Here is a 26,227-nt window from a genome sequence, read left to right as displayed (position 1 = left end):
ATGTTCCAATGGTCAAAAAAAGTAGTTAAATCGGTCACGTTCAACCCAGAAGTTGCAGACGAAAGCTTGTTGTCCCTGGTAGAAAGCCATTTAGAGCCTCAACCAGAAAAGACTTTTAGCGACCTCTGCAAAGAAGCCCTATGGCAATTTTTATGTGTACCGGAATCTGTAAAACCTGGTTCAAAAATAATAGCCGCAGAGTCGGTTGAACAGAAAATCGATGAACTGCAACGTCAAGTGGCAGACCTAGAGGAACGTTTTTTTGCGAAGGAATCGAATCGTTTGGAGGCGATGGAACGCCATATTGTGCAACTCACGCAACAAATGGCGCATCTGGCAATTTTGGTAACAGAGCGACCACCCATTATTCACCATCAGCCTCCAACTTCACCAGCACCAGCGCCAGTAGTGTCACCCCTACCAGCAATGGAAATGGTTAACACTACCTACGCTGCTACACCTCCCGAAGATGTTGACCCGGTTATTAGTCGTCTCAGTCAGTTTCTTGATGATTTTTAAGAGACGGTTTGGATTGTGAGTATTGTTATTTTTTTGGAAATCCTTAGTAGTGAAGACTATTAAGGATTATTAATATTTATCCTCAATCGCTTTCATCGCTTTATTGATTGCCTTGTCAATATCTGCGTTTTCTGCCAACTTTAAGATGCGATCGCACTAAGCTTTTATCCCACATTCCGCACCCAGATTGTCTTCTGACTATTTTTTCTATACTGCTTCCAAGACAGCCACTTCTATTACGAAGGCAAAGCTTTCAAAATCCGGCGTTGCTGAATTTAGGGATGAAATAATGAACCGCAAAGTACGCATTCTCTAAGAGAGGCTTCCGCCAACGCGCAGCGTCTCGTAGAGAAGAAGAGATTTTGAGAGATAAATATAAGTAGGTCGGTGTTAAAAATTGTCGTTATGACAAGGCAGGAGGCAGAGGGCAGAAGGCAGAAGGGAAGAGGTTTTCAAGCTACTTTACTTTCCGTTACATAGTTCCGTTTATTTGCACCTTTCTACTTAAGAAAATCATCCCGCATTTATGCAACAACCAAAATCCGATTTAATTAATACTTATGTACTATCAACTAGCGTAGGCGTAGCCCGCCGCAGGCATCGCGTTGTGCCAGTTGCGTAAGTCCTGAGCAAAATAGTTGCAGTAATTTTAGGAAGTTGCATATGCACAGTTTTCCAAACAATTAAATAGTTATATTTTATTGTTCCGATAAACATAACTGAAGTTATAATTAAAGGCTAATTACCTAATAAATCTAATTTTTTTTAAAGTGGGCGATCGCCCAGAAAAACAATGGTATAATTCCGCTGATTTTATAGACAATCTTTGCAATACTTAACTTTGTTCTAATGAACAAAAGTTAATATAGATTAAAAATAATAAATAACATCATATTTTATAAAGTTGGCTAAGTTAAATTGGGAGTAAGCTTAATTATTGAAGCCTATTCAAAATCTAGGTAAACAAATACAAATCAAACTAAATATTCACTAGTTTTTCTGATGTATTTAATAACAAAATACTAGTGATTTAAATTTGATGTGTACTAACTTACTTAGGGTGTGTAGTTAGGCAGAAATAAGTAACAGTCGGATAAAACTCAACAAGGTTTTTAATTTTGAATTTCTGCGTAGTAGCACTAGGTTATAGGGCAAGAAGTTGATAAATCAACTGAGCCAATTACTCAGAGCAAACACTAAAGCAACATTTACAAGTAAGAAGTGACAATGATAGAAAAAATTTTGCTGGCGGTTTCGGGCTTAGGTCATGCAGAAGAAATGCTCAAAACCTTGAAAGAAATACCATCAATTCAACATGCAAAAGTTACGGTTTTACATGTTGTTCCTCCCCAAAGTACTGCTTCCGCAATGACAGATAAATGGGAAGAAGGTGGTAAAATTTTAGCCAATGCCATTCAGTCTTTGAATTTAGATCCAAGTCAGGTGTCTTCAATTTTACGGCAAGGTGATCCTAAAGATGTAGTTTGTCAAGTAGCCGATGAAATTGATGCTGACTTAATCATCATGGGTTCACGCGGACTCAAGCGTTTGCAGTCAATTTTGTCAAACTCTGTAAGTCAGTATGTTTTTCAATTGTCTTCTCGCCCAATGTTGCTGGTTAAAGACGATATTTACGTCAAAAGAATTAAGCGGATTATGGTGGCGATGGACAACTCTGATGGAGCAAAACATTGTTTAAATTTAGCTCTGTTCTTGCTGCGAGATATCCCCGGTAGTCAGTTAGTATTAACTAATGTTAATACCGATTTGCGCGGCAAAATATCAGAAGTTACTGAAATTATCCCAGACAAAAATCCAATTTTTGCAGCAGCATATGCCGAAGCCCAAAAATACGGTGTACAAGCTCGTTGCTACACTAGTAGCGGTAAACCAGGTGAAGAAATTTGTCGCTTGGCAGAGGATTTGAATGTAGACTTACTACTACTAGGATCTCCAGATCGTCGTCCATCTGTAGCTAAGAGTTTTGTGGATATAGACCGACTCATAGGCGCTTCTTTATCTGATTATGTTCGAGTTAACGCCACTTGTCCAGTATTGTTGGCGCGGACAGTTGCATAAGGTCTAAATAGATTTCGGTTGATAAACAAAAACCCCTATACCAATGGCGTAGGGGTTCTTTATACTATCCACAAACTATTAACTATCTTTTTAACCTTCGCGGCTTGCGGTTTGGATGTAAAGAATTATTAAAAACACAGAGGGAACTAATACGAACAGAATGCTCGCCACGAACCCTAAGTCATTAACTTGCATGGCACGAAAGCCTCTCTATAATTTCCAGTCAACAACTTTAGAATAGCATCATAGATGCCCGTGTTAGCCTTATTTTTTTACTTTCTATGTCGCCAATGCGCTGGCGGGTAACCCTCAAAAGTTAAGGTTTTGTTACCACGCTGACAGGGCCATGTACTAAAGTTTGACAGGCTAGGCGGTAATTGTCTGGTTTTTTCTTAAACTTCCGGTTTTCAACTTCGGTGCGCGGGGAAAGATTCTCTAAACCTTCGACTATTTCCACAACACATGTACCACACTGACCATAGCCGCCGCAATTGGTCATTTTGCCCAACAATGTGTACAAGTCTATGCCGTTTTCCATCGCTTTCAGCCGCAAGTTAGCACCATTTGCTGCGATTACTTCCTTGTTCTCTTTGATAAATTTGATATTACCCATAGCTAGTTAATTCCTTGTTGACTGTACATTCGACTGGAAAGGCTAAGTTTTAATCAGGCTGTTATGGACTATTTTACTTAACTTCTGACTAATTATTACAAATAATTAAGAAACATCAAGTTTTAACAAGAAGATATGGTCAAAAAAATAGGATAGGTAAAACACCTATCCTATTGATTGAAAATTTAGTTAACTTACCTAAATCCGACAGCTGCTTGCCATACGAAAGCAAGTAACAAGAAGAAAACAGGAATAACTGGAAGAACGTCTACCAGAGGATCGAAAATTTGGTAAGCTTCAGGCAATTTAGCTAATAACAGTGCGGCTTCCATGTTCGTTTTAATCCAATCTATCCAACACAGCTTTCATAATTGAGATGTATCTTAACATGGTTTAGTCACTGGTAATCAATCATTAGTGATTCTCTCCCCTAGCTGAAAAAAGGGTCTAGGGGTGTAGAAGAAAGCAGGGAAGTAGACTTTGATTCGTCCTAGTGTACGTAGTTTATAGCATCTACTTACAGGCTTGCTCATGCTTGGCCTAATAGCCCAATATGATCATTCTCAGCCTCTGGGGTATCAAACACCTAGTAACTTGTAGATTAAGCTGTTGATGAAAGTGAGGGCAAGTGCGCCTAATACAGCACTCCAGATCCCGAAACGTAACCGAAAGCCTTCTACTAACCAAGCAGCAATACTAAAACAAACAACGGCAATCATAAAGGTGAAAATGCCGGATAACAAATCAAAAGTGATAAAATTTGGTACTGCAAATATCAGGCGTAAAATTGGTCTGATGATCGCCGTAACAATACCTAGAACTGCTGCGGAAATAAAGGCTTTTTTGGGAGAGTCAACTTCAACTCCTAGGGGGAGTTTACTAATAATCAGCAAGCTGATAGATGTTACTACCCAAACAATTAAAAGCGTCACAATTGCATTCATTGCCACAATCCTTGAAACGCGAATAGCGATTGGCGATCGCTTATCTAAGCAACCGATTTCAGAATCTTTGAAGCTTTGCCAATTACTTGTAAATTAGCAGATGATTTTACTCTAACCATAATTTATTTTTTATATCTTTAGGTTTAGATAACGAGTCAGAGAATAAGCAAGTTAGGCATCAGGAAGATAAGGAACTATTATCTACCTCATCTCCCCTCGCTACATCCTTATGTCTAAAAATTCTGCTCAAATTTACCTTTGAGGAGCAGAATTAGTTGTTCCTGGTGCTACCGGGACTTGGGGTACTGGCGTGTTAGGTACAGTAGGAGTAACACCTTCTCCAGTTGGGGGTAGAACAGGATTTGTCGGTATTTGGTTGGGGTTTAAAGGAATGTTGGGATTAAAATTTCCTGGTTGATTAATTTCTGGAACTGGTGCTGCTGGAATTCCAGGATTAGTTGGGAAATAGGGTTCTGTTGGCAGATTAGGTGGAGAAAGAGAAGGTTGATTTGGCCCTGGGATAATTCCTAAAGAAACGCGATCGCCTCCTACTTGTCGCAATAAATCTAGCGTCTCAACGACATCGTTGTAAGTTGCAGTTCGTGAAGCATTCAACACCAAAATACCGTTAGGGTTTTCTTGGAGATATTGCTTTAAGTTCTGTGCTAATTCCTCCCGTTTTACAGGTTGTTTTTCTATGTAAATATTGCCAATAGCATCAATAGTCACAATTTGACTAGCACTTTGCCCTGCCACACTAGCTGCTGTACCTGTAGCAGCTTTAGGTAAATCAACATTAATAGCTTGTTGCCGAGTAAATTGCAAAGCTGCTAATAAAAAAAACGTCAGGATACAAAAAACAACATCAATTAAAGGAATGATTTGAATTTGTACTTCTTCAATTGGATTATGCAAATTAACTTTCATTGTCTTGGAAATTGTATTTATTACTCAGGATCTAATGAATCATTAACATTCGGTGATTCTGGAGATTTAGGAAACTGATTTTTTGCTTGTTTGCGGGGTGGATTAAAGCTTTCTCGTGAAGCTTCATGCACAATTGATGTACTTTTGCTAAATTCTGGTGGAGATTGGCGATAAAGTAATTCCAACTCATTACCCGCCTTCCGAAAAACTTTGACTTGGTTAACTAAAAAACCTTGAAACAGGCGATAAAATATCAAACTAACGATCGCAACTATTAACCCAGCAGCAGTGCTAATCAGCGATTCACCAATCCCAGTAGTGACTCCAGCTGTCGATTCCGTTCCTAAATCACCAATCCGAATTGATCGCAAAGACTGTATCAAACCCAAAACTGTACCTAACAATCCCAGCAGAGGGGAGAGTGCAATCACAGCTTCTAAGAGTTTTTCACCACGACGCATCCCAGCTAATTCATCTTCTGCCGTGGCTTCCAGGGCTAAACGAAAGGTTTCCAAATCAATTTTTAGTAAGCGTAAAGGGGCGTAGAGAAACCGCCCAATTGGCTGATCTGTGAATTGTCTGGCAATATCCGTCGCTATGTCCCAATTTTCCTCAGCCGCATTTAACACGCGGTTAACTATTTCCTTTTCTTGAGTTAAAATCCGCAACCAGAACCAAAGACGCTCTAAAATTACACTTAAAGTCAGAATTGACAAAACTGCCAAAGGCCACATTGCTGGCCCACCCTTTTGAAACAGGTCTAAAATATCCACTGTTTAAGTTTCCTCCCTCCGTTTCTACAGCCATTATCCCAAAGCATTTTCAGGGTAACTGAAAGTTTCTGATGTTTAACCCTTCATGATCATGAAGGGTTAAACATCAGGTTGATGTCATTTTACACAGTTCAGCAAAAAGCAAGTTTGTGACTTTACTCATTAACTTACCTTGAATGTGTTTACCGCCTAGCAGTTTCTCACCTTGCTCAGTAACGTTAGCTGTAAGTGAGTCACGATAGTCGAGCAATTCCTTGGTCAGTTCGTTGTTTGGCAGTCGGCATCTGTGAGAGGTTAAGGTAATTGCACATTTGTCAAGAGGGTGCAGGAAAAGGGGATAAAACCAGTCTGGAGACTGGTTTTCGCAAGGCTTTGACAACTCCTAAATCTTGATTTTATTTGGCAGCAAAGTATTTAATTGGGTCATCCGCCTTCCCTTTGTCGTAAGCGACACTAAAATGATACAAACCACGAAAGATCATTTCTAGAGAAATGCGGTCAAATGGTAGAGATAACTCATCAGCAACAACGTCTGCTAAATCAATTAAATGTAGAGATGCAGCGTTGCTCAGTCTCTACAAGATTTCTGGATAAAGCATATTTTCTTTTTGGAGATATTTATTTGGTTCTATCACCTTAGAGTTGAACCAAATTCTAGTGATACAGAAGAGCTTAGGAATAGGTCTTTTGTTTGAGAACAAATGCCTCAATCGATCTGATTTTAAGAATAAATTTTTTAAATAAATAAAAGCCCTCAGTCATTCGCTGAGGGCTGTAAATTAATAAGGGTGCATCTACTACTATTCCTATAAGCATAGGAACGCTAGCAATATCCGGAATAATTGCAAATCGCATAGCAGTAGAGTTTGTTAGCTATTTAGCAATCTTGGAATAGACACAAAATGATGTAGCTTTAATACACAAATAGTATTTGAATAAAAAACCTGGGTATGATGCTTTGTTGCTCAGTACCCAGAAAAATTCTAGATATTCTTTCTAGCTTTTGAAATGGAAATCCGATTTCTAAATTCCCAGGATGCCGTCGTTTACCGTGAGTTGCGTCTCCAAGCATTGAGAGAGTCACCGACGGCTTTTGGTTCCAGTTATGAACAGGAATCCTTGTTGTCTTTGACTGACTTTGCTGCTAGACTTCGCCTTCACAATGATTCTGCTAACGGCATTTTCGGTGCTTTCGGCAACAGAAATCGACTTATTGGTATGCTTGGCTTCTCACGCGAGAGCCGTTTGAAACGCGCTCACATTGCTTCTCTTTGGAGTATGTATGTTTTGCCTGAGTTTCGCAGACGAGGTGTTGGCGCAACGCTTCTCGATGAGGCATTATCCCATGCCCAACGACTTGATGGTCTGCGACAGATTATCCTCACGGTTACTACAAACAATTTAGCAGCCTACTCTCTTTATAAATCACGAGGTTTTGAGCGTTTTGGCTTAGAGCGTGATGCTTTATTTATTGATGGTACATATTTCGATGAGGAGCATCTCGCATTATATTTCAACCATGATAACTAACAAGATAGCTGAGAAGTAAATACGAAATTATAAGTACAAAATACTCTTATTTTAAATATAGCGATGATGAAATCTATGCTTTTTGTTACGGAAATCTTGTCAAAAAAATAAGTTATGTATGATATATCTGGGATTTTAAATTATGCCAAGAAATATCAATATTTAAAACGTGATACCTGGACTGGGAATGATTTATAAGGAATTTTTTGAGTTAAAAATAATGCTGGAAAACAGTAATAATTGATACAAGTTTAAATTTTGAAAAAATAGTCTTCATTACAACTTTATAATTCATTAGTCGTCACAATGGGGGCAGAGAAAGATTACTAAAGATTTGCGCTCGGAGACGAATAATGGTAGCGGTCGCAGAAAATGTTCAGCATCGGCTTACTGTCCAAACTGTAGAAATTGCCCCTAACACCACGGCGATTCGCTGTCTTGATTGGGATCGCGATCGCTTCGATATCGAATTCGGACTGCAAAACGGTACGACTTATAATTCATATCTAATTCGGGGCGAACAAACAGTTTTGATTGACACTTCCCACCAGAAGTTTCGCCAACTGTATTTAGACACACTCAAGGGTCTGGTAAACCCCAAGACTATTGATTACATTATTGTCAGCCACACAGAACCAGACCACAGTGGCTTAGTAGAAGATGTGCTGCAATTAGCACCAAGAGCCACAGTTTTAGCTTCTAAAATCGCGCTGCAATTTTTGGAAGGTTTGGTACACGATCCCTTCTCCAAGCGGATTGTGAAAAGTGGCGATCGCATTGATATTGGCAAAGGTCACGAAATTGAATTTGTGAGTGCGCCTAACTTGCATTGGCCTGACACCATCTTTAGTTTTGATCGCAAAACCCAAACCATCTATACCTGCGATGCTTTTGGGATGCACTTTTGTGACGATCGCACCTTTGATGAAGATTTAGAAGCGATCGAAGCTGACTTTAGGTTTTATTATGACTGTCTCATGGGGCCAAACGCGCGATCGCTGCTGAATGCGATGAAGCGTATGGGCGAATTGGGCAAGATTAAAATCATCGCAAACGGTCACGGGCCTTTACTTTATCATCATCTAGATATACTGACTGAGTGCTATCAAAGTTGGAGCCAAAGACAAGCCACAGCCCAAACCACCGTCGGTTTATTCTACGCTTCTGACTATGGCTATAGCGATCGCCTCGGTCAAGCAATCTCCGAAGGCATTCAAAAAACTGGCGTTGGTGTAGAAATGCTCGACATCAACACCGCCGAAGCCCAAGAAATTCAAGAACTGGCAGGTAGAGCAGCTGGCATTATCATTGGTATGCCTCCATCTACCTCTGTTGCGGCTCAAGCTGGTATTAGTTCTTTAATTTCCGTTGCCAAAGACAAACAATTCTTTGGATTGTTTGAATGCTTTGGTGGGGATGATGAACCAGTCGATACCCTACGACGGAAATTTCTCGACTCAGGTGTGAAAGAAGCCTTCCCAGCAATTCGGATTAAACAAGCTCCCACTGCATCCACATATCAATTGTGTGCTGAAGCTGGTACAGATTTGGGACAAGCAGTTACCCGCGAACGTAACATCAAGCAAATCAAAGCCCTTGATGTGAACATGGAAAAAGCCCTGGGACGGATTAGCAACGGACTGTACATCGTCACCACTAAAAAAGGTGATATTAGCAGCGCCATGTTAGCTTCTTGGGTAAGTCAAGCCAGCTTACAACCTTTAGGATTTACAATTGCTGTTGCCAAAGACCGCGCCATTGATGCTTTGATGCAGGTAGGCGATCGCTTTGTCCTCAATGTCTTAGAAGAAGGCAATTATCAAGAACTGAAGAAGCACTTCCTCAAGCGCTTGCATCCTGGTGCTGACAGATTTGCTGGTGTGAAAACCCAAACTGCGAAAAACGGTTCACCAATTTTAACCGATGCTCTCGCATACATGGAATGTGAAGTACAAAGCAGCCTAGAGTGCAGTGACCACTGGATCGTCTACTGTACCGTCCAAGACGGTCGTGTTTCCAAACCCGATGCACTGACAGCCGTCCGTCATCGCAAAGTAGGCAATTACTACTAAATAAAGTCTGAAGGAGGGTAGAGGTTATAGGTTATAGGTAACAGGTGACAGGTTACAGGTAATAGCTTGAAAAGACTTTTCCTGTTTCAAGCTTTACACTTCACTCTTCATACTTTACACTTCATACTTCCTATGTCTTTCAGCCGCTTTATCCAATCCGTTAAAGCTTGGGTTTTCCCGTTCTTATCTCAACATCATCCAACACCTATGAGCGATTCCAAACCTCGTGACGTACAGGTTCTTCCGATTGCTACAAACACCAAAATTATTAGAGCGCGTAGTCGGTCACGTCTGCGGTTTGAAATTGAATATGCTTTGGAAAGAGGTACTACTTCCAATTGTTATGTAATTGAAGCTGATAAAACAGCAATTATTGACGCACCAGCTGAAACCTTCACCACAATTTTCTTGGAAGCGTTGCAGCAGACCATCAATTTGAAAAAATTGGATTATGTTATCCTTGGTCATTTTAGCCCCAACCGGGTAGCAACTTTTAAAGCACTGCTAGAACTCGCTCCTCAGATAACCTTTGTTTGTTCGCTTCCTGGTGCGGCTAATTTGCGGGCGGCTTTCCCAGATGACAGTTTAAATATCTTGGTGATGCGAGGGAAAGAAACTCTCGATTTAGGGAAAGGCCATGTGTTGAAATCCTTCCCTACTCCCAGCCCTCGCTGGCCGGAAGGACTATGTACCTACGACCAGCAAACTCAAATTCTGTTCACCGATAAACTCTTCGGCGCACATATCTGCGGTGATGAAGTTTTTGATGATAATTGGGAACAAATCAAAGAAGACCAACGCTACTACTACAACTGCTTAATGGCTCCTCAGGCGCAACACGTCGAAGCTGCCTTGGAGAAAATCTCTGACTTACAGATAAGAATGTATGCTGTTGGTCACGGGCCTGTTGTTCGCAGTAGCTTAATTGAACTGACCAAAGCCTATGCAGACTGGAGCCGTTCTCACAGAGACAGAGAGATTTCTGTTGCCTTATTGTATGCTTCAGCTTACGGTAATACAGCGACTTTAGCCCAGGCGATCGCACTCGGCTTAACTAAGGGTGGCGTTGAAGTTCAATCCATCAACTGCGAATTTGCCAGCCCTGATGAAATCCAAGCGGCGGTAGCAAAATCAGATGGTTTCCTCATCGGTTCGCCTACCATCGGTGGTCATGCACCAACACCTATTCACACTGCTCTAGGTATTGTGCTGAAAGTTGGTGATAACAACAAGGTTGCAGGGGTCTTCGGTTCCTATGGCTGGAGTGGCGAAGCCGTTGAAATGATTGAAGGTAAATTGCGGGATGCTGGCTATCGTCTTGGGTTTGAAACCTTAAAAGTTAAGTTCAAACCAGACGATGTTACCCTCAAGTTTTGTGAAGAACTCGGTACAGACTTCGCTCAAAACCTGAAAAAAGCGAGAAAAATTCGCGTACCACAACAAGCTGCTACACCTGTAGAACAAGCTGTAGGCCGGATTGTGGGTTCAGTTTGTGTCATCACGGCCAAGCAAGGTGATGTCTCTACCGCGATGATGGGTGCTTGGGTATCGCAAGCAACCTTCAACCCACCTGGTTTGACTGTTGCGATCGCCAAAGAACGAGCGATCGAATCGCTGATGTATCCTGGTGGTAAATTCGCTTTGAATATCTTGGCAGAAGGGAACCAACAAGAATACATGAAGCATTTTCGCAAGAATTTTGCACCGGGAGAAGATAGATTTGCTAACTTTATCACCACTGCTGCTGATAATGGTTGCACAGTTCTGACCGATGCGATCGCCTATGTGGAATGCTCTGTGGAGCAACGCCTGGAATGTGGCGACCATTGGGTAGTTTATGCCACCGTTGATAATGGTAAATTAATCAAACCTGATGCGGTAACTGCAATAAACCATCGCAAAACAGGTACTCATTACTAAGTAATTTCTTTTTCCCTAACCGCCGTGCGGACATTTACAATAAAAGCCAGTGCTGCTAATAAAAATATCAGCACTGGCTCTTTTCTTTGTTCCGTCACTTTAGATTACTTCAGTAATACGCTTTGGCTGCTCCTAACCGTTTTCCTCTCAGAAAAGTAATCAGAGAAAAAGCAATAGGATTAGTCAAAACCACCTCTAAAGTTTTCAAGTTCTCGTCTAACTCTTCTAGGAGCTTCATCGTAGTCTACCTCACGACAAGCCCTTCTACCTCGGAACCACAAATCGCCCCTGTAGTTCGTAACATATCGATCTCTAGAACAAGCATATAAAGTTCTAGGACGTTGCCCACCACTAATTAGTTCGATTGCTTCATTGTCTAATTCTTGGAGTAATGTAGAATTATTACTCATGATAATATACCTCCGTTTTGAGTAATGTAGTTACTTCTGAAATTAGTAACGGAACACAAATATACGCTTTATGAAATTGGGCGATTTCTACCAATTTAAAAATATTTGCAAAATATAAATCATCTTTAAGGGCGTAAAGTTAAAACACTCCTAATGCTGATATTTATTGCATTTTTTAAATTGGTATTTTTTTGCCCGAATATTCATTGACTGTAGTTTAATGAGTGGGTAGACGATACATCGTCCTACTAGATGTATAATCAATATGATTAAACTTAATACTATAGATAGATACGAAGCAATAAATTAATTGTGGGACAAGCAAATTGCTAATCCCACAAAACTACCAAAATATATGACAAATATGTAATGCTCTTTTGGTGTGAACAGTTTTTAACTCCGTTGCCAGATTTTAATTGTTTTATCTAAGCTGGCGCTTACCAACATTTCACCAGAGGTTGTGAAGGCTAATGCTGTCACTATATTGCTATGGCCTGTAAATGTGCCTAGCAATTCTCCAGTGTTGAAATGCCATAGTTTAATGGTTTTATCGGCACTACCGCTGGCGATGATTTGTTCGTCTGGACTGAGGGCGATCGCGTATACTCTATCAGTATGTCCTTTGAGAGTGCGAATTAATTTCCCTGTCTCCAAATGCCAGATTCTAATTGTGTGATCCCAACTACCACTAATTAGCCAATGACCATCAGTACTGATGATCAAAGAACGTACAACGTGAGTATGTCCTGTCAAGCTGTGCAGTGGTTCTATTTCTTGCAGGGTTTTACATCCTGTAAGTTGAGAAGTTTGCCAAACTTTGATTTTGCGGTAGCTACCAGTAACTAAAGTTTTTCCATCTCGACTCAAAGCCAGGGAATGAGCAGCTGTATCATCTAAAGATAGAGCGATCACTACCTGACGTTGCATCAAATCCCAGAAAAATACTTTCCTGTCATCCCCACCAGTGGCTACCATTCGGCCGTCAGGCGTAAAAGCCGCACAACGCACCACTCCATTATGCTTGTGCAGAATATCAATTAATTCTGGTGCGCCTACATGCCAAATTTTAACGGTGGAATCTGCTCCAACACTGACTAAAGTATGTCCATCTGGACTAAAGGCAATGGAATTTACATCATCCACTAGCCCAGATACGATCCAAGGATACTCCGATAATGTATCAATTAATTCACCTTTGCTTAAATCCCACAGTCTCGTTTCTCCACGACTACCACTGGCTAAAATGGGCATAATTTTGCCATTGTGATGGCGTGAAGTAAAATCAAGGCAATGAATGGCTTTAGTGTGTCCTTTTAATGTCTGCCAACATTCCCAATCACCAATGATTTCCTTTTGGGGATGATCTGATGAGACAATCTGAATAATTTCTGCGATCGCTTGCTCTCCAACTGTCAGCAATATATCTTGTTTAGTAGTTTTTTTAGCTGTTAGTGATTCTAAATACCAACTTAATCCTCCCGCATATAACAAGTTACTGGGAGTAACATAGGATTTCGTTTCCGCAAATTCGATTTGATTACTAGGCAAAAAACCAGCAACTACTGCGTGTTTTTCATAACCTAATTTACCTGTTGATGGATAAAACAGACACAGAAAAATTAATACTTGGTGGTTTTGTAAATCATCTTGAGTGACTGACCACCTAATTTTATCTTTCTTGATACCGTTAAAACTTTCTCCATCTGCTGCATAAACTTGTACACGCAGCATCGGATTATCGGCAAGTAGGTATGTAAATTTACTTTCACCACGCAAATTGCCTTCATCATCTAAAGCCATATTTTGGATAGGGTCTTGAGGCAACTTCTTCACCAACTTACCCAGACGTTCACCCATCACTTGCTCAACAATTTGCTCTCGCAAAAGATAATCTTCTGCTTGCTGTTGAAAGTGTTTTGGGAACGGAATTACCCAATCAGGAGGTTCAGGATATTCTGGCGGTGTAGGCGGCGGATTTTTGCCGAGAATTTCGGCTTGGTGGCGCGAAAATTCCCGAACTTTTGCCAATGACTCACCCCAAAATGCCATAATTTCGCTGTGACAACCTTTAACTTGACTCTCCAGCAAAGATAAGTCGTAAGTTTTAGGTTTTTTAACACGTTGAAGGAAATCAGCTTGCTGAGCTTTGAGTAAGCTAATCCAATCCATCTGCATTCCAGCGGCACAATGTTGCATACCTACGGTAAGCTATACCAACGCAATTACTCAAGTTTATAACTTCTAGTAAATTAAAAATTCGGTAATCTTCGCAGTCTAACAGAACACATTTGTGAACATGTATCTGTAAAAATCAGTGTGTGAACATCACTCAACATCAGAAAGCAAGGATCTAATTGATACCAAGTTGGGATCAGCAGACTCCTTTGAGATTGTGAGGTAGATAGAATTAAATGATGTCAAATCATTTTAACTAAACTAGAGAATGAGATACTGTTTCTGGAGAAACAGTAATATTTATAAAGGCGAATTTAACCGAGAAGTATTGCCTAGAATTGTTATTTACTCAAAGTGGCTATCTTTGTTGATTTGAGGCAGATATTAGCAACAGAATATTTAACTAACACTGACTCTTGATGAGAATTGCAAGCACTTTTGAGTTTAACAGACTTGGTATTATCCTTGATAAGTGTTGCTTGATAAGTATATAGAGAACCATTAGGGCTTTCACAACTGATTTCCCCAAGAAATGTCTGATTATCTAAGCTTTGCTCAAGGATTTTACCCGCAACTTTGTAATTAAACCAATTCCATCCATGATGGAAAATTAGTTCTCTTTCCAAAACTTGTAACTGACTCGATAAAATTCCCCAACCCCGATAAACTTTTGCCAAGCATTGAATGTCGCCAGTACGTGTTAATATCGCTTTCAATGTCTCTTGATCGAGAACACCATAATATCTTGCTTCTGGTAAGTCTATGGCTGTGGGAGCAAACCTATGTCCACCAAAATGACTTGATCTCCAAAGCCGCACATGATCTAAGTTTAAATCAGCAATAGTGTTAGCAGCGTGGAAGTAAAAAGGATTTCCATACCTAGCACAACATTGATCATGACTACCATGAGTACACACTAAAATATCTCTTGTTGCGTCTGTGTATACCTGATAGTCAGCTGTTCTGTTGGATAACCATTTTTTGACCACTCCTGCTACTTGCTCAATATTTGGCAAGTGAAATTCGTACTTATTGTATCCATAACTTAGACCATGTTTTTTTTGATAAATTAACAGCGTTGTTTCGTCTGCTTTATGTGATACATCATTAGCAATTAAGAGAAATCTAATTGGTAGTTTTGCACGATTTATTTCCTCTACCAAAAGATGTAAGTTTTTAGGAACCCATCGAGAATTAAAAGCTTCTGTAGTCCAAGGTGGTGGACACTCAACTAAAATATATGTTTCGTAATTGGTAGCACTACCAATCAAATCTTCTCCTACTTGTCGTGCATTATCAGAACAGAAAAAGGTGTTCATTGAACTTATCTCATTTGTTGGCTTTACGGGTAAAGGGATGTAAAGAAAAATTGTGTTTTTGACTACAATTTTTGCAACTGCAAAAGATAAACAGAAATAATGTGCATTTATTTCTCAATAACAAACTGCCACTTTATAACATCATTTCTCGCTAAAATCTGGCCAGTTAATAAAGTCTCCACAATATTGTCAGCTAAATCCCAACAAGATGCTGCCGTAGTTTTTAGGAAAAATTTTAAATTTTTGATGAAATTATTACTATAGCTGGCGTAGACGCGTAGAGGCTTGTCGCCAGATATCGCTTCTATCTCTATTTTGAACAGTTTTTTAAAATTACTAGTTTTTAAGCTATCCTTTTTTTGCAGCATAATGCAAATTATTCTCAATAAAATTTTAAAAAAATTAGTTAATAAAATTCCCCAAATGTAAATATTTATACTATTGGTCTCTCAAATTATAATTTGAGTAAAATAGTTTAGTCCGAAGGAATATGCCTTAACTCTAACTGAAGTCAATAATGAATACAAGGCTTTGAGATTATTTGTTTATGTTGTCCTCCATTCATAAATATACGATCGCAAGTTAAACTAACACTGAAAGGCTCTCTAGCACAACCATCAAGATTATCAATATAGTTGATAAATATTTTCAATTATCTATTGTAGCAGACGCTGAACTTACTTCCCAGCGAAATAGCCTTGGTAGTTGAGATACGTCTATGGCGTAGTTCACAATCCATCGCACCAGTTCCAAAATCAATAAATATCGTATCCACAGCAGTTCAGGTGTAGAACCCAGCAGTGTCAAACCCTCGTAAAGTTGCCAGAAACGATAAGGTAGGTAAATATAAGGAACCATTATCCAAACTACATTTTGGAGTTTTCGTAGAGTTAAAACCTCAAACAGGATTTGCAACCCTAGGATAATAAAATACCAACCAAATACCGCCAACACAATGCCATATTGCCACCATACACCCCACAACAGCATAACAGGCAGTGGCAGTAGTACACCTAGCACTTGCACCGATAAAAACCACCACCTGTACCACCAAGGGAATGGTAAAGGCAAAATATAAGGCTTTGCATTTTTCCATCCCCGACTCACAATCAAAATAAAAGATGTGGCAACTGTAAAAAACAGGAGATTTTCTAGAAATAGATAGAGATTGATGTTCAAACTATTCATAGCTTCATTCTCACTCTCAGGCTTTCCTCGTTTATTCTCCTGAAGAAAGAGATTTGAGTTAACGACCTAGCCAAGCTCTGATTAAATCAAGAAGGCTAGAACCACCCCAAATCAGTGCAACCAGAATGGAAGTCGTCAAAATTGCTCCCATCAGACTTAGGACTAAACCACCTAAACTAATCGCACCATCATCTTCTAGCAGACCAAAACCGGTGACGAAAATACCCATTGCTGGTAATGTGTTTGTCCCAGGAATCGGAATCATCATGGAAATTGACATTAAAGCGATCGCAATGCCAATAGTCACCCTACCTGGTGTTGTAGTACAAATGAAGGTTAGACGAGGACGAGCGATCGCTTCAATTCTGCGTAGCCAAGGAATTCCCCCCTTCAAAAACCCCTGAACTGTCTCTAGTTGGAGAGGATAATTCATCATTTTTTGAGGTAGCCAGGGACTTTTTGCACCGACAACTAGCTGTATTGCAAGCAAAAAGATGAGGATACCAAAAGGTGTTGAGTATCCTGGAGCCGGAACGGGTAAGGCTGAAGGTAAAGACAAGATAACTAGCAAAAAGCCAAAAATTCTCTCCTGTGCTAAAAGCAGAATATCTGCCAAAGTAACTTTTGCTGGTCGTTCTTCTTCAAAAAAATAACGTTGTAATTCTTGAGACAATCTAGCCATAAAATTCCGAGCAATAAGTAGGTAGGTGTTAAAAATTGTCGTTATGACAAGGCAGGAGGCAGAGGGCAGAAGGGAAGAGGTTTTCAAGCTACTTTACTTTCCGTTACATAGTTCGGTTTATTTGCACCTTTCTACTTAGTAAGATTCAGTTAATCACAATACATATCACTGAGATAAAAACAGCATAATCTATAGTTCATTAGCAGCAATAACTATAATATTCCTTCAATAGTTTTAGTGTTCAGCAAAATTGCTGCATGATGAATATCATTAAGTTTGCGTAAGTTGATAAATTTTTCATGTAATGCGTTTCAGGTAGAAGATGAGTAGATATTGGAAATTAATCCGACTATTTTGGAGTACCACCATAGCAGCAGAGCTAGAGTATCGGCTCAACTTTGTTGTTGCTACTCTGAGCAGCTTGGGTAATTTAGGCGGGAGTATTTTTGGCTTATTCTTGTTTTATCGCACTGGCTATACCTTTGCTGGCTGGTCATGGGAAGCTGCTTTAGTTGTGTTGGGAATTTTCACCTTACTACAAGGTTTTTCCGCTACATTTTTAGCTCCTAACTTAAATAAAATTGTTAGTCATGTCCAGGTAGGTACTTTAGATTTTGTACTACTCAAACCGATCCACAGTCAATTTTGGCTATCTACTCATACTCTTTCGCCGTGGGGATTACCGGATCTAATTTTTGGCAGTATGATTATTGGCTATGCAGGTAAGCGCCTGGGCTTAGAAATCCAAAACTATCTACTAAGCGCTGTACCGTTGTTTTTTGGCTTGGTGATTCTTTATAGCCTGTGGTTTATGCTGGGAGCCACGAGCATCTGGTTTGTGAAAATTTATAACGTTACTGAAGTGCTGCGGGGTTTATTGGAAGCTGGTAGATATCCAATGGTTGCCTATCCCACAGCTTACCGCTTTTTCTTCACCTTTGTAGTACCAGTCACTTTTTTAACTACTATCCCAGCGGAAGCGATGCTGGGTCGGGTTCAGTTTACGTGGTTAATCGGTGCATCTGTATTAGCAATTGTTTTATTTTGGGTTTCTACTAGGTTTTGGCTGTTTGCTTTGCGTTTTTATACTAGCGCATCTAGTTAGAGCGATCGCCTTTTTATGTTTTGGTGAAAGAGCGATATAGCTATTACACAAAACCTCATCGTTAATCACATAACTTTGATTACTGATATGTTTGTGTTGCCTTCAGCATATGGTAGGTAATAATTAATTGGGTGAGAGCTAAGGGGTAACTTTGCAGAGTTTCCCCAGTTGTACCAGCAATTTTGCCCAATTCCGGGTTACTTTCGCGATCGCATACGCTCCGTAAATGCGGCATATCAGAACAGATGATATGTTCTAGTTTATTCACCTGTTCTAAGGTTGCGTGACCATCAACTTCCAATACATCCACCGGTTTATTCATATCTCTGTCTAATCCCAGGCGAATCGCTGACCCAGAAATACCACTGGTCAAATTGATAATCGGTGTAAAATCTGGATGAGGAATGGTAGGACGAAGTACTAGGCGCACGTTGAGGTGTCCATTCGTTTCATCAACTTCATCGTTAGGTGGGTAGAAACTTACTACTATATCTGACCATTGTCGTTGGGGACGAATAAAATTTTCTGAATCGGGTTCACGCTTTTCTAATTCTGCCAATACCTGTTCAGGAGTGTAACCTCGTTTTTGAGTGTCTCGCTTGACCTTCCACTGAGCGCGTAATGATTCAGGGGGTGCAAGGTAAACTTTTACATCGTAACAGTCGCGGGCAGCACGGGTAGAATAACCAAGCAAACCTTCAATAATGACAAATTTCTTGGGCTTAATGTAATACGGTGCTTCAAAAGTCCCGGTTTTGTGGCTGTAAACAGGTTTGAGGATTGGCTGTCCTGTGCGTAGTAGCGACAAGTGCTGCTGCATAATGTCTAGATGGTTACAGTCAGGGTGTAAGGCTGTAATCCCAATTTCTGCCCGTTGCTTGCGATCGTAACGGTGGTAATCATCTGTACAGATAAGTGTGACATTTTCTGGCCCAAGTACTTGAGCAATCCCTCTGGTTAATGTTGTTTTTCCAGCAGCACTATCACCCACAATACCAAGAATTATTGGACGGCTCATTACCCACCCCCGACACGAACATATTTAGTAATAAATTTTGCAGACACCGTTTTTTTATTTTAGAAGGGAATTAGCAAGTAACTTGTATTAAAGTCCTGTCTGCAACATCTCTATACATAAACTTATATAGACTCATATTTGATTTGTGAACTATACGTAAGTGGGCATTTTCAGCAAAACCCTCAGATGTTGTTTGAAAAGTGATTGACTGTAGGGATTGAGCATTAATATTTTAAGTATTAGATGCAAAACAGTAAAAAAGTAGATTCCCCTTCAGTAGACATCAACAATTAAACAACCCTTGTAATTTTAAAACTGTAGATAGCTGACCACATATGTTGTTGGTAGCTAATACAGTCAAACTTCCTAGTACGATAATGACTTTTTAGATTATCTTTATAAAGCTTTGCTTGGTAATTACGTAGATACTTGTTTTAAATAGTCAGTAAATCTTAGGTTGAATCCTATTTACGAGAAAGCTACACTTATCTTAATGTTTATTGATTTAAAAACATAATTTTTTATCTTATTATGCTTATGAATTTTTAGGCAGCAAAATTTTTGATTTTTGTAACCTCCAATTGAAACATAGTTTTCGCTAGAAAATATTCCATGCGTAAATTATCGGTGACAGCTTTAACTTTTGCTCTGGTCTTTTTCGGCATAATGATATTAAACCATGTGCCAATAAATTTAACAGTGCAGAAAGATAAGGTTCTTGAGAGGTTAGCTAACATGACATTTTTTGAATCAAGCAGCAACAACATTGTTGAAGAAGATGGAATTCAATTTAAAACGGTTATGTCTGAGCGTATACTGCGAATTCCACCAAAAGAGCCAGAAGCTAAAACTCAAGTTCAGTTTGGCATTCAGATTACTAACAATACAACAAATCCTCGGAATTTCTTACTCTTTGCAGTGCTTCCTGAATTCTTCCAAGCAAACAAACAAAAGGTGCCACAGTTTGGCCCTGTGGCTAACTCAACCTCAGCTCCAGAATTATCGGATTTTAAATTACTTATGCCTGGAGAAAGCGTGACTTTCTTAGTAGAAGGATATTTTGAATGGTTTAAAGATGGGCTGCAATTTGCATTTATGAGAAAAGATGCTACCTATTGGTGGTATGGCAATTTTGAATCCGGTACATACTCCATTAAGGTCATATATGAAAATCCTTATCCTGCCTGGGATCAGGCTAGTTGGGGAGATGGAATTATCTCTTTAATGCCAAAGCGAAAGCAGCCAAGAAACAGTTATCTACCACTTAAGATTATCAAAATAGAAGATGTCTGGGTGGGTAAGATTTTGACACCTTCTATTGAGTTTAAACTCATCCAGCAGAAAAGCGAATTTTAGTTTTAACTTTGATTTATTTGAAACGCAGACAAGATTTTTGTTGTGCGGTGACGTACCATGTCAAGGAGATAAAAATGCAGTCAAGACAGTATATTATTGCTATGTTGGCAACAACGTTTCTAAATTTATTTTATACTCAGTCTACTCATGCTGTCTCAATAACTTATGAAACAGATATAGAGAGCCATATTAACTTTAATAAAGTTCCATATAGAGTTGGAAACAGAGAGGGTCAATCATGGGTAAAAGAGGATGTTAGAGTACTCCAACGAGGTGGAACACCTGGCTTGAGACGCTTATTACAGGAGCAATTTCCAGACTGGACATTCCTGATTGCACCTCCTAAAGAAGGTAACCAAAGCCTTAAGGGTGAGTTTAGGGTTAAACAGTATTATGCTTGTGGTAATCTTACCAACTGTGGCTCTCCTTCAGTCTTTCCTGTCGTTGGTGGAGTTGGTGCGCTGTTTGATGTGGACTTTATCTCAGGAGAGGGAGACCCTCAGTTTCCAGACCGCCTCAATTGGATTCAGCGAGTTGTGAGTAATCATTCTGAGGAGCCACCTCCATACGGTACACATAATTTGAAAGAAGACTGAATAGATATTCAGCGTAGAACAGACAGTCCATACTATTTTCCGACAACAAATAACCCCAATTTCTTTTTCTCCACTTTTTTTGACAGACCATACAGACCTGATGCTGAGAATAGTCATTATTGGAATGCCGAACTCTTTCTAGTTCGTGAACTTGGAAATCAGACAGCCATGATTTATGATGGCATCTCCTGGGGTTGGAGAAACCAAACAAAGCGTCGCCGTCAAGATCAATGTACAGTCCAATATATTAGTGACAATGGTAGTAACAGCGATTGTTTTAAAATTGATCTTGAATTTTTATTTGACACTACTGGTAGCATGGGGTCATCTATTGGTGCAGTGCAAACCGCAGCTACAGACATTCTTAACCAATTAGAGGCTTTGGGTGTTGATTATCGGATAGCCATTGCAGACTATAAAGATTTTCCAGAACAATATGGTTATCCTTATCGTGCAGTCTTACCTTTTTCTACGGATAAAACGGCTATTATTAATTCCATCAATAGTCTAAGTGGAGATATTTGGGGCGGTGGCGATACTCCAGAATCCGCCTATTCTGGTTTAATTAGGACAATTAATACAGAAGGTTTAGGTTCGTGGAGAGATAACGCGAAAAGGGCTGTAGTTATCATGACCGATGCACCACCGCATGACCCTGAACCTCACACAGGCTACACATCAAAAGATGTAGTAGATGCAGCTTATGCTATGGGTATATCGCGTAATCTCTATAATACAATCATAGCGAATGATGCTGTAGACCCAGTAAGTATTTACAGTATTATAGTTGGTGGCGATTCTAGTGCTACTTACTATTTATCCAAAATATCAAAGCAAACAGGTGGAAAACTTTATCAAACTAGTTCATCTAGTGATATTGTTAACGCACTTTTTGATATTACGGGTGATGTAACAGATACAACATATGATGACATAATAGATGATGAAAATCCTCAAAGTGTACCTGAACCTTCATCTATAACTGGTTTATTGGCCGTAATTTTGGCAGGGCTAAGTTTGTCTAGATCAAAACACAAAAAGCAAGTTGAAGCTGAGGTAATTGATTGCGCTCATTGAAAAGATAGTTACTGACTAAAAAAATTATATGTTGATAGCCCCACCTGATAATTAATTAGGTGGGTTTTATAAGATAAGTTATTTAAAACTTAACACACGCAAAATAAGATACTTTGTTAGCTTGTGTAATATAAATTAGGCTAATGAGAATCATGTCTGATTTTATGAACACTAAAAGCAGCGATCGCTCGTTGATGATTTACCTTTACTAGTAGCCTTGTCATGATTCGTGGTCAAGAAGTATTAAGGGTCAGTTGCATCTAGCTAACTGTGCGGTATACCGAATAAGGATAGCAGTGTTGGGGATCAAGATAGGGCAGGGATTATGGTAACTTTAAATGTTTCTGAGTTAGATCAGGTCGATCAATTTCGCCGCTTGCAGTCAACTTTGCGCGATCGCTGGCAAACTATTGAGCTATTTGACAATAGTGAAGCAGATATAGTTGTCGTTCCTTCCCTCAGCATCGATCAGCGAGAACTGCAAAAAATTGAAGGTTGTGAACATTATGAAGAACGATTGTTATTTTCTTTGATGCGGTTGCGTAATCCTCGTACTAGACTAATTTATGTTACATCAATGCCACTGCATCCTAGTATTATTGACTACTATTTACAACTGTTGCCCGGCATCCCATTTTCTCATGCTCGCAATCGCTTACTTCTGCTTTCTGTTTATGATTCTTCGCTCCAACCCCTAAGCCAAAAAATTTTAGAACGCCCCCGCTTGCTAGATAGAATTCAGCAAGCTTTAAGGCTGGAAAAATCCTTTATGGTCTGCTACAACGCGACCTATTTAGAAGCAGAATTATCTTTAAAATTAAATGTACCGTTATATGCAGCCGCACCAGATTTGCAAATTTGGGGAACAAAAAGTGGCAGTCGGCAAATCTTTGCAGAAAGCGGAGTCCCACATCCAGATGGTAGTGAAAGAGTCTGGAATTCGAGAGATTTAGCAGCTGCTGCTAGTGATTTATGGGAACGCCAACCGACATTACAACGGATGGTGGTGAAACTCAACGAAGGAATTTCTGGAGAAGGAAACGCACTGCTAGATTTAAGACCGATTATGAATTTAGCGCCAGGGCAAGCTGAACATGAAGAAAGGGTAGCAGCAATCAGCGCCAGCTTTGCTACGATGCGTTTTCAAGCTAAACAAGAAACCTGGGCAAATTTTTCGGGACGGATTACCGAGTTAGGCGCAATTGTCGAAGCATTTGTAGAAGGAGAAATCAAGCGATCGCCCAGTGTCCAAGGACGCATCACACCTACAGGCGAAGTCGAAATCCTCTCCACCCACGACCAAATTCTTGGAGGCCCAGACGGTCAAATTTATTTGGGATGTCGCTTTCCCGCCGATGAAAGTTATCGCTTACCATTGCAACAATTAGGCTTAAAAGTTGGCGGAAAATTGGCTGAAAAAGGCGCAATAGAAAGATTTGGGGTTGATTTTATCACCGTTGACCAAGGTGATAAAAATTGGGATATTCAGGCGATCGAAATTAACTTGCGGAAAGGTGGCACTACCCATCCTTTCATGACCCTAAAATTATTAACTAATGGGCGCTATGACCTCTCCACAGGATTATTTTACAGTCAACAAGGTCGTCCCAAATACTATGTTGCCACTGATAACCTGCAAAAAGACCGCTATCGGGGATTATTACCCAACGATTTAATGGACATTATTGCTCATCACAGGTTGCACTTTGATAGTGGCACTGAAACAGGTACAGTCTTTCATTTGATGGGATGTCTCTCTCAGTTTGGCAAGTTAGGATTAACCAGCATCGGCGATTCTCCCCAACAAGCACAAGATATTTATAACAAAGTTGTCAATGTTCTGGATGAAGAAACACGGAGCGACAACCAAAATTTTCCCCTGTTCTCTGATTACACATTCCCCGTCGCTTGGGATGGTTACAGTTAAGCACCTAAAAAAGCAATTCAGACAGCAGGGGAGCGGAGGAGCAGGGAGCATGGGAGCAGGGGAATAGATGACGAATGACAAATGATTATTGACCATTGACTATTAACTATTCACCATTAACTGACTCAGTATCAGCGGATAGAGGTTAAAATCGAGTCAGCGTTTGTATTGTAGCGGTTGTGTCCCACATCCCTCAGAGTGCGGTTCACTGTATAAATCCTGATTGTCAACGTCCCTACCCCCAACCTTGGGGAAACAAATTTTGTAACAGTTGTGGCGCATTGCTACAGCTGCTAGACCGCTATGTGCCACTCCAGCCATTGGGTTCTGGTGGTTTTGCCCAAATTTACACAGTTTGGGATGAAAGGACTCAGACAGAAAAAGTGCTGAAAGTTTTGGTGGAAGAATCACCAAAAGCCCAAGAATTGTTTACACAAGAGGCAGCAGTTTTAATTAGGTTGCAGCATCCTGGTGTTCCTAGAGTCGAAGCTGACGGTTTTTTTCAGGTAAATTTAACTAGTCCGAAACCGCGCCAATTAGCTTGTCTGGTGATGGAGAAAATCAACGGGCCGACTCTGGATGAAATACTGAATAACTATCCTCAAGGATGTCCTGAGAATTTGGTGCTGAATTGGTTTACTCAAGCTGTCAAAATTTTACAAGAATTGCACAAATGCCAAATTATTCACCGCGATATCAAACCTTCTAATTTAATGTTGCGGATACCAGCATCAACCGCACCACCTAGTCAGGCCAGAACCGGGTGGGAACAACTAGTATTAATTGATTTTGGTGGTGTAAAACAAATTAATGCTGCAATGCTGCGTCGAGGTTCAAGTTCAACTCGGTTATTTTCTTCTGGTTACAGTCCGCCAGAGCAAGTAACTGGGGGGAATGTGGGGCCTGCGGCTGATTTTTACGCCCTTGGTCGGACAATGATTGAATTACTCACAGGTAAGTATCCGCCAGAGTTGGAAGATATGCAAACAGGGGAGTTGCGTTGGCGGAATCAGGTGAACGTAAATTCACAGTTTGCCGATTTACTTGATGAGATGGTAAAGGAAGATGTGCGATCGCGTCCCACTAATGCAGCGATCATTCTCAAGCGGTTAGCAAAGATTAGCAAACCTGCAAAGCCAGGGTTATTCTCACAACTACAAAACTCAGCAAGTCAAACCTCAACCCAAGCTACCAATAACTTCACAAGGGTTATCCAAGGGATTGAGCAAACTTTAGCCGATTTTCTGCAAGCTGTTAGCAAGACAATCTTGTTCATAGCTAAAGCATTTCTCAAAATTATTCAAGCTTGTCTGGCGACAGTTTGGGCAATGCTGCTATCTGGGATAGGAGCTTGTTTAGGGACAATTGTCGGTTTTTTTGTGGCTTACCGGACAATTTTAGGCGATCGCATTGGAGAATTAATCTTACATCAGCTACCAGAATTAATTCCCAATTCTCCAAATGCCTTTGGTGCAGACATTTTAGTATTTGTCAGCGCTGGCTTGGGAACCGCCTGGGGATTGACAATATCTGGGTGTTTTGGTCAACGGCGGCGGTTTTTGGTAGCGTCGATTATGGGTATGATCAGTTATGGATTCGGCTGGTTATTTTGGCTACTCATTTCATCCGAACAAAGCCGCGACGGCTTGATAGCGATGATTGCTGTTTCTGTATTTTTGTTATCCCTCAGTTTTAGATTTCGCAGCCATCACATAGTTTATGCTTTAGTTGCCGCCTTTGGTACGGTAAGCATTTTTTCTGGCTTGTTCTTTTTAGGCTTCCCCTCTACAGTCTTTCACTTCTCACCTCAGCCACTTTGGACAGAATTAAGCTTACCTTTGGCTTTGTTTGCTGTTGTCGCCATCTTGATGAGCTTTTGGCTGGGGGTCAGTCACTACCTAATTGTTCCAGGTTTACGCTTTTTAGGATGGCGCTAAGTAAATCCCCCAAAACAAGATCCCCCCAGCTACTTTGTTCATCTAGCCAGGGGGATCGCA

At 40.2% G+C, this 26,227-nt stretch carries 24 protein-coding genes and 1 pseudogene; 11 read left to right on the top strand and 14 right to left on the bottom strand.

Features of this window, described 5'->3' with window-relative positions; translation table 11 throughout:
* Both IQ259_RS17440 and IQ259_RS17435 read left to right on the top strand, forming a co-directional pair.
* Entirely contained in the window at positions 1-519 is a 519-nt protein-coding gene (locus IQ259_RS17440) for a plasmid segregation centromere-binding protein ParR (RefSeq protein WP_193886994.1), read from the top strand.
* Between the two features lie 1,227 nt (positions 520-1,746).
* Positions 1,747-2,598 (top strand): universal stress protein, encoded by an 852-nt coding sequence (locus tag IQ259_RS17435; RefSeq protein ID WP_193886992.1) that lies wholly within the window; start codon positions 1,747-1,749, stop codon positions 2,596-2,598.
* 90 nt (positions 2,599-2,688) lie between these two features.
* On the opposite strand, the gene psbM is transcribed toward IQ259_RS17435, so the two are convergent.
* The 7 genes and pseudogenes from psbM to IQ259_RS27230 form a co-directional block, all read right to left on the bottom strand.
* On the bottom strand, positions 2,689-2,793 hold the full coding sequence (gene psbM / locus IQ259_RS17430) for a photosystem II reaction center protein PsbM (RefSeq protein WP_193886991.1): 105 nt from the start codon (positions 2,791-2,793) through the stop codon (positions 2,689-2,691).
* 121 nt (positions 2,794-2,914) lie between these two features.
* Positions 2,915-3,211, bottom strand: a complete 297-nt coding sequence (locus tag IQ259_RS17425; protein WP_193886989.1) for a 2Fe-2S iron-sulfur cluster-binding protein — start codon at positions 3,209-3,211, stop codon at positions 2,915-2,917.
* Between the two features lie 194 nt (positions 3,212-3,405).
* On the bottom strand, positions 3,406-3,543 hold the full coding sequence (locus IQ259_RS17420) for a photosystem II reaction center protein K (RefSeq protein ID WP_006195022.1): 138 nt from the start codon (positions 3,541-3,543) through the stop codon (positions 3,406-3,408).
* Positions 3,544-3,789: 246 nt separating this feature from the next.
* Entirely contained in the window at positions 3,790-4,155 is a 366-nt protein-coding gene (locus tag IQ259_RS17415) for a phage holin family protein (protein ID WP_193886987.1), read from the bottom strand.
* A gap of 252 nt (positions 4,156-4,407) precedes the next feature.
* Complete coding sequence (locus IQ259_RS17410; RefSeq protein WP_193886985.1) at positions 4,408-5,082, bottom strand: biopolymer transporter ExbD; 675 nt, start codon at positions 5,080-5,082, stop codon at positions 4,408-4,410.
* A gap of 20 nt (positions 5,083-5,102) precedes the next feature.
* On the bottom strand, positions 5,103-5,855 hold the full coding sequence (locus IQ259_RS17405; RefSeq protein WP_193886983.1) for a MotA/TolQ/ExbB proton channel family protein: 753 nt from the start codon (positions 5,853-5,855) through the stop codon (positions 5,103-5,105).
* A 326-nt stretch (positions 5,856-6,181) separates the two neighbouring features.
* Positions 6,182-6,403, bottom strand: a pseudogene (locus IQ259_RS27230) (IS4 family transposase); the annotation flags it as partial.
* Positions 6,404-6,863: 460 nt separating this feature from the next.
* Between IQ259_RS27230 and IQ259_RS17400 the strand changes: the two are divergent.
* From IQ259_RS17400 to IQ259_RS17390, 3 genes are all read left to right on the top strand, one after another.
* Positions 6,864-7,385 (top strand): GNAT family N-acetyltransferase, encoded by a 522-nt coding sequence (locus tag IQ259_RS17400; RefSeq protein WP_193886981.1) that lies wholly within the window; start codon positions 6,864-6,866, stop codon positions 7,383-7,385.
* Positions 7,386-7,738: 353 nt separating this feature from the next.
* Positions 7,739-9,457 carry a diflavin flavoprotein gene (locus tag IQ259_RS17395; RefSeq protein ID WP_193886979.1) on the top strand — a complete coding sequence of 573 codons (1,719 nt, stop codon included), beginning with the start codon at positions 7,739-7,741 and terminating at the stop codon, positions 9,455-9,457.
* Positions 9,458-9,664: 207 nt separating this feature from the next.
* Entirely contained in the window at positions 9,665-11,377 is a 1,713-nt protein-coding gene (locus tag IQ259_RS17390) for a diflavin flavoprotein (RefSeq protein ID WP_193886977.1), read from the top strand.
* Positions 11,378-11,556: 179 nt separating this feature from the next.
* On the opposite strand, the gene IQ259_RS17385 is transcribed toward IQ259_RS17390, so the two are convergent.
* The 6 genes from IQ259_RS17385 to IQ259_RS17360 all read right to left on the bottom strand — a co-directional run bounded on the left by IQ259_RS17385 (position 11,557) and on the right by IQ259_RS17360 (position 17,151).
* Positions 11,557-11,787 (bottom strand): hypothetical protein, encoded by a 231-nt coding sequence (locus IQ259_RS17385; protein WP_193886975.1) that lies wholly within the window; start codon positions 11,785-11,787, stop codon positions 11,557-11,559.
* Positions 11,788-12,180: 393 nt separating this feature from the next.
* Positions 12,181-13,983 (bottom strand): WD40 repeat domain-containing protein, encoded by a 1,803-nt coding sequence (locus tag IQ259_RS17380; RefSeq protein WP_193886973.1) that lies wholly within the window; start codon positions 13,981-13,983, stop codon positions 12,181-12,183.
* Between the two features lie 320 nt (positions 13,984-14,303).
* Positions 14,304-15,281 (bottom strand): sucrase ferredoxin, encoded by a 978-nt coding sequence (locus IQ259_RS17375; protein ID WP_193886971.1) that lies wholly within the window; start codon positions 15,279-15,281, stop codon positions 14,304-14,306.
* A gap of 107 nt (positions 15,282-15,388) precedes the next feature.
* A complete protein-coding gene (locus IQ259_RS17370; RefSeq protein ID WP_193886969.1) occupies positions 15,389-15,649 on the bottom strand; it encodes a hypothetical protein in 261 nt (86 codons plus the stop codon).
* Between the two features lie 280 nt (positions 15,650-15,929).
* Positions 15,930-16,469, bottom strand: a complete 540-nt coding sequence (locus IQ259_RS17365) for a hypothetical protein (protein WP_193886967.1) — start codon at positions 16,467-16,469, stop codon at positions 15,930-15,932.
* A gap of 58 nt (positions 16,470-16,527) precedes the next feature.
* Positions 16,528-17,151 carry an exopolysaccharide biosynthesis protein gene (locus IQ259_RS17360; RefSeq protein WP_193886965.1) on the bottom strand — a complete coding sequence of 208 codons (624 nt, stop codon included), beginning with the start codon at positions 17,149-17,151 and terminating at the stop codon, positions 16,528-16,530.
* Between the two features lie 322 nt (positions 17,152-17,473).
* Between IQ259_RS17360 and IQ259_RS17355 the strand changes: the two genes are divergently transcribed.
* Positions 17,474-18,256, top strand: a complete 783-nt coding sequence (locus tag IQ259_RS17355; RefSeq protein ID WP_193886963.1) for an ABC transporter permease — start codon at positions 17,474-17,476, stop codon at positions 18,254-18,256.
* Positions 18,257-18,335: 79 nt separating this feature from the next.
* Here IQ259_RS17355 and IQ259_RS17350 read toward each other — a convergent pair whose 3' ends face one another.
* Positions 18,336-19,274, bottom strand: coding sequence for a phosphoribulokinase (locus tag IQ259_RS17350; protein WP_193886962.1), 939 nt, complete (start codon positions 19,272-19,274; stop codon positions 18,336-18,338).
* A 612-nt stretch (positions 19,275-19,886) separates the two neighbouring features.
* Here IQ259_RS17350 and IQ259_RS17345 point away from each other — a divergent pair.
* From IQ259_RS17345 to IQ259_RS17325, 5 genes are all read left to right on the top strand, one after another.
* Entirely contained in the window at positions 19,887-20,630 is a 744-nt protein-coding gene (locus tag IQ259_RS17345) for a hypothetical protein (RefSeq protein WP_193886960.1), read from the top strand.
* Between the two features lie 74 nt (positions 20,631-20,704).
* On the top strand, positions 20,705-21,226 hold the full coding sequence (locus IQ259_RS17340) for a hypothetical protein (protein ID WP_193886958.1): 522 nt from the start codon (positions 20,705-20,707) through the stop codon (positions 21,224-21,226).
* A 168-nt stretch (positions 21,227-21,394) separates the two neighbouring features.
* On the top strand, positions 21,395-22,303 hold the full coding sequence (locus tag IQ259_RS17335; protein WP_193886956.1) for a vWA domain-containing protein: 909 nt from the start codon (positions 21,395-21,397) through the stop codon (positions 22,301-22,303).
* Positions 22,304-22,628: 325 nt separating this feature from the next.
* Positions 22,629-24,230: a peptide ligase PGM1-related protein gene (locus IQ259_RS17330; protein WP_193886954.1), complete on the top strand. Its 1,602-nt coding sequence runs from the start codon at positions 22,629-22,631 to the stop codon at positions 24,228-24,230.
* Between the two features lie 179 nt (positions 24,231-24,409).
* A complete protein-coding gene (locus tag IQ259_RS17325; RefSeq protein WP_193886952.1) occupies positions 24,410-26,167 on the top strand; it encodes a protein kinase in 1,758 nt (585 codons plus the stop codon).
* The last annotated feature ends 60 nt before the right edge of the window (positions 26,168-26,227 follow it).

The organism is Fortiea sp. LEGE XX443, from assembly GCF_015206815.1.
Classification (GTDB): Bacteria; Cyanobacteriota; Cyanobacteriia; order Cyanobacteriales; family Nostocaceae; genus Nostoc_B.
This window is presented reverse-complemented; position numbering and strand designations above follow the sequence as displayed.